This window comes from Segatella copri, assembly GCF_003465495.1.
Taxonomy (GTDB): domain Bacteria; phylum Bacteroidota; class Bacteroidia; order Bacteroidales; family Bacteroidaceae; genus Prevotella; species Prevotella copri_G.
The window spans coordinates 43739-48493 of sequence record NZ_QSAV01000029.1 but is presented as its reverse complement, the minus strand read 5'-3'; the positions used below and the strand labels follow the sequence as shown (position 1 = coordinate 48493).

7 protein-coding genes are annotated in these 4755 nt (G+C 45.4%); all 7 read left to right on the top strand.

From position 1 onward, the window contains the following. Positions 1-407: 407 nt before the first annotated feature. Positions 408-1874, top strand: coding sequence for an ATP-binding protein (locus DWV53_RS09855; protein ID WP_259318958.1), 1467 nt, complete (start codon positions 408-410; stop codon positions 1872-1874). Positions 1875-1938: 64 nt separating this feature from the next. Next, positions 1939-2739 carry a YqiA/YcfP family alpha/beta fold hydrolase gene (locus tag DWV53_RS09850; RefSeq protein ID WP_118153272.1) on the top strand — a complete coding sequence of 267 codons (801 nt, stop codon included), beginning with the start codon at positions 1939-1941 and terminating at the stop codon, positions 2737-2739. Positions 2740-2741: 2 nt separating this feature from the next. Further along, entirely contained in the window at positions 2742-3041 is a 300-nt protein-coding gene (gene trxA / locus DWV53_RS09845; protein WP_118153269.1) for a thioredoxin, read from the top strand. A gap of 33 nt (positions 3042-3074) precedes the next feature. Continuing rightward, positions 3075-3374: a DUF1294 domain-containing protein gene (locus DWV53_RS09840; protein ID WP_118153266.1), complete on the top strand. Its 300-nt coding sequence runs from the start codon at positions 3075-3077 to the stop codon at positions 3372-3374. Positions 3375-3388: 14 nt separating this feature from the next. Continuing rightward, complete coding sequence (locus tag DWV53_RS09835; RefSeq protein WP_118153263.1) at positions 3389-3622, top strand: hypothetical protein; 234 nt, start codon at positions 3389-3391, stop codon at positions 3620-3622. Positions 3623-3634: 12 nt separating this feature from the next. Continuing rightward, on the top strand, positions 3635-4303 hold the full coding sequence (locus DWV53_RS09830; protein WP_118153260.1) for an AlkZ-related protein: 669 nt from the start codon (positions 3635-3637) through the stop codon (positions 4301-4303). A 2-nt stretch (positions 4304-4305) separates the two neighbouring features. Next, positions 4306-4755, top strand: a 450-nt coding sequence (locus tag DWV53_RS09825; RefSeq protein WP_147468769.1) for a DNA alkylation repair protein, incomplete at its 3' end; no start/stop codon positions are given.

The following is a 4755-nucleotide window of genomic DNA, read 5'->3' as shown; positions in this document are numbered from 1 at the left end:
ATCGCTACTACGCTCGGAGTAACGAGCTGCATGGGATAAAAATGAAAATCGACCGGTCACCTCATTATGAGGAGAGCGGTCATTTTCGTTCTACCGAGAATTCCGGTCATGAAGGGTCAAAGTCATTAAGGGTCATTATCATTTTCAATCCCCCCAAAAGGGTCCGGTCATTAAGGTCACGGTCATTTTCGGTCATTAAGGATTTCTGATTATCAAAATTTCCAGCTATCTTATAAAATAAGGTTAAATCAAGTTCGCCCTGCAAACAAAATCCATCCATAAAATCACTTTTCTGAATATTTTTTGTATTTTTGCAGATATATTGCGCTGATATGGGAGTTGAGCATGGCTTATCCTCCTAGATTACAGGCGCATAATGAATAATCAAAAATTAAGTAAATATGGACATGGCAAAATATATAGGTGAGACTACTGAATACGATAAGAAGCAGGAAGTGGAACGCCGTAAAGTGAAAAATTGGCTGAAGAGCGTCAGCGCCTTTGCCAATGGCAGTGGCGGTTGCCTATTGTTTGGTATTGCCGATGACGATACTATCATAGGGTTGACCGATGCCAAGACTGATGCCGAATTTATCAGCCAGAAAATTAAGGAGCGCATTGATCCTATGCCGCAAATCGACTTGAAGATAGAGCGTGTAGAAGACAAGGAATTGCTCATTCTTCATGTGCATGGAGGCGAAGATACACCTTATTATTATATAGGCGACAGCGTTCTTGAAACCTTTGTGCGCATTGGCAACGAATCGGTTGTGGCTGATAGTACCGAGCATAAGCGTCTGGTATTAAGAGGTCGCAACTCTTCATTCGATGCACGCCCAAGCGATGAAATGTTTGAAGATTATGCATTTTCCAAACTTCGCAGCCGCTACTATGCCTGGAATGGGCTTAGTTTCGACAAAAAACATTACCGTTCGTTTGGCTTGGTTGACAATAAGGGAATACTTACCTATGCCGGTCTGTTGATGGCAGACGAATGTCCATTGCGCCAAAGCCGTGTGTTCTGCACAAGATGGAACGGCAAGACAAAAGCAGGAGGAAGCATCGATGCTCTCGACAGCGCAGAGATTACAGGCGGACTTGTAACTCTTCTTGAAGACACCATGTCCTTCATCCGTCGCAACAATCGTACCCTTTGGTATAAAGAACCGATGCAGCGCATCGAGATTCCTCAATATATGGAACGTTGTGTGATGGAAGTTGTAGTGAATGCCTTGGCACATCGTGACTATCTTATCCAGGGTAGCGAGGTTCATGTAGATATGTACGATGACCGTATGGTGATATATTCTCCAGGTTCCATGCCAGAAGGAAGACTTATCCAGACGATGAACTTAGAAGACATTCCTTCTGTCAGACGCAATCCGGTTATCGCAGATATCTTTGCTCAGTTGGGTTATATGGAGCGTAAAGGTTCGGGCATGGGCAAAATCATCAATCCAATCAAAGCCCTTCCCTATTTTGAAGAAAAGATGCTTCCAACCTTCTTCTCCGATCGTGCCCAGTTTACTGTCACATTCCCCAATATGATTATGGCATGGCAGGAATCTCATCCTGACATTGAGGTAAACTTTGTGGAAAACGAAGGTGTCCCTCAAGATGATACTCAAGGTGATACTCAAGGTGATACTCAAGGTGATACTCAAGGTGGCACCCAAGATGGCACTCAAAGCGATGACTTAGATAAATGGATAGAATATCAAGTAGCTGTTTATCCTAAGATAACAACAGGTGAACTGGCTCAACTATCAGGGAAAAGCATTATAACTATCAAGCGTCGTATCGCCAAAATGCCTCATATTGTGTATGTAGGTAGCGGCTATAGCGGTCATTGGGAAGTAAGGAAAAAGGAATGAAACAAAAACTAATCCTGCATCCATCCAATTTGCTACATAAAGGTACAGACAATAATTTATAAGAATGAAGAAAATACTTTTCCTACACGGATTCTTCGCCACGGGCAGCTGTCCGATGGCGAGAGCCTTGAAAGAGGCGTTTGAGGGGACGGCGGTGGTGCTGACTCCCGACCTGCCATTGCACCCCAAGGAGGCACTGAAGGAGATTCGCTCCATCATCGACCGGGAGCAGCCCGACTTGCTTCTGGGCAACAGCTGCGGCTCTTTCCTCGCCCAGATGCTGGCTCCAGTGGTGGGCATTCCTGCCCTGCTCGGCAATCCGTATTTCATGATGACGGAGTTTCTGAAGGAGCGAATCGGCGAGCATGAATACAAGGCGCCGAGAAGGGACGGCAATCAGCAGCTGGTGATTGACGAGGCGCTGATTGAGGAGTTTGCGGAGCTGGAAGCCGTTCAGTTTGACCATTGCAACCCCTATTATAAGGATCGTGTGTGGGGACTTTTTGGTGAGCAGGACACCCTGGCTCACTTCTCCCCTCTCTTCCTGAAGCACTACAACCAAGCCTTCCATTTCCCTGGCGGTCATACGCCTACTGAACAGGAGGTAAAGACCTGGTACGCTCCCCTTGCCCAGAAAATGATGATGGAATTTTCAGCAAAGGAAGAAAGATATTTCCAGCACTTTAAGGGCGGCAAATACAAGTTCATCCATTCTGCCTTCGACTCCGAGACTCAGGAGCGCATGGTGATTTATCAGGCTCTCTATGGAGACCAAGCCTATTGGGTTCGTCCAGAAAACATGTTCTTCGGGAAAGTTACGAGGGACGGCAGAACTTTTAATCGTTTCACGGAAATAGACAAATAATTATGGAGACATTCAATGACGTAATCAATAGTGGCCAGCTTGTTCTGGTCGATTTCTTTGCTACATGGTGCCAACCTTGCAAGGCGATGCACCCCATTTTGGAGCAGGTGAAGAGTGTATTGGGCGACCGCATCCGAATCATCAAGGTGGATGTAGATAAGTACGGCGTAACAGCAAGCCAATACCGCATCCAATCCGTGCCTACGCTGATGCTTTTCCGAAACGGAGAAGTATTGTGGCGCACAAGCGGTGTGGTAGATAAAGCCGAACTGCTGGCTACGCTTGATCCTTTCTTGACATAAAAGATGAAAAGAATAAAGGAGTAAAATAGGAAAATGAGCATAAATACATTACATAGTTACCTCGCCTACTATCTCCTTGCTATCAATGCAGTTGCATTCATCGTGTACGGCATTGACAAATACAAGGCGAAGAAAGCCAAATGGCGTATTCCTGAAGCCACGCTTTTGTTACTGGCTGTACTTGGAGGAAGCATCGGGGCATGGATGGGAATGAAAGTCTGGCACCATAAGACGATGCACAAGAAATTCAAATACGGCATTCCTGCTATTCTCCTGATACAGATTGCGCTGATGGCGTATTTACACATGAATCTTTGGAAACAAATAGTTTGAAGAAAATTATGGCAATGACTATTGATACAACAAACCTCTGTTCACATCTTCAGAAGAAGTTGTTTGAACCTGAGGGCGTATATTATCCTATCTGGCAAGCCATGCAGAATGATAAGGAGTTGACAGCCGTGGTTCGCTCACGACAGCTTCATATTTATCGTAATGGCAAGAAGATTCTCATTCTCGCTGGCAAGGCTCTGCCGAAGATTATCAGAGAGGACAAACTGAATGAATTGATAAAAATATAAAGAACGAAGCTTATGAACTTTCCAGAAATATATTCAGCAACAGGCATGATGGAGCTGATTCAACAGATCGGCTTTCTCCCTCTCCTTGATAGTGGCATTGAAGGATTCTCAGCCGAAGACATCGTGGCGGAAGACTGCGGTTACGTAAGACTTCCTGAAGGCGGTTGGGACTGGCCGCTTTGGAAATGGAAGAGCGAGATTGTGCAGGAAATGCCATGTATGTACGGAAAGTTCTTTAACAAGAAAGCAGGATTCATCAGCCAGGAATGGTGGCCGGACTTCTGCAACTACAGAAGAAGCAAATACCCCCGTCCGGATGAAGAATCGATAGAAGGAGCCATTCTCAGCACGCTTCAATCTACCGGTAGTCTCATCACAAGAGAACTTCGGGCTGCCTGCGGTTTTACGGGCAAGGGAATGAGAAGCAAGTTTGACGGTTATCTCACCCGACTGGAAATGGCGACTTACATCGTGACCGAGGATTTCATCTACCCTCGCGACAAGCACAATCATGAATATGGCTGGGGATGGTCGCTACTCAATACTCCCGAAGATCTCTGTGGCAGGGAGACTTGCCAATGCAACCGAACTTCCCTGGAATCTTATCAAAGAATTTTCGAGCATCTGAAAGAAATCCTGCCTGATGCTTCGGATAAACAGATCATTAAATTAATTGGATAAAAATGACTTTACTTCAAGAAAGACTGTTCGCCATGCAGGATAAGCAGTATGCTGCTTTCCAAGCCAAACTGACACCGGGAGTGCCTGTGGAGAGTTTCATAGGCATTCGTGTGCCTGTGCTTCGCAAGTTTGCAAAAGAGTTTACAAAGGAGGCAGAATGTGAGGATTTCCTTCATCAGCTTCCTCACGAATACTACGACGAGAACATGCTTCACGGTCTCCTCATTTCCGAGGTGAAGGACTACGAGGAATGCATTCGTCTTACAGAGAAATTCCTGCCATTCGTGGATAACTGGGCTGTTTGCGACATCATGTCTCCGAAGGTATTTACCAAACACAAGAAGGAACTGTTGGCAAAGATCAAGACTTGGAGTAAATCATCGCACGTTTATACTTGTCGCTTTGGAATAGGGGCGCTTATGTCTCATTACCTGGACAAAGACTTCAAGGCT

Bases quoted from the DNA above. Each gene is read 5' to 3' on its own strand.
- DWV53_RS09855 (WP_259318958.1), top strand. From the start codon at position 408: ATGGCAAAATATATAGGTGAGACTACTGAATACGATAAGAAGCAGGAA.
- DWV53_RS09830 (WP_118153260.1), top strand. From the start codon at position 3,635: ATGAACTTTCCAGAAATATATTCAGCAACAGGCATGATGGAGCTGATT.
- trxA (WP_118153269.1), top strand. From the start codon at position 2,742: ATGGAGACATTCAATGACGTAATCAATAGTGGCCAGCTTGTTCTGGTC.
- DWV53_RS09840 (WP_118153266.1), top strand. From the start codon at position 3,075: ATGAGCATAAATACATTACATAGTTACCTCGCCTACTATCTCCTTGCT.
- DWV53_RS09835 (WP_118153263.1), top strand. From the start codon at position 3,389: ATGACTATTGATACAACAAACCTCTGTTCACATCTTCAGAAGAAGTTG.
- DWV53_RS09850 (WP_118153272.1), top strand. From the start codon at position 1,939: ATGAAGAAAATACTTTTCCTACACGGATTCTTCGCCACGGGCAGCTGT.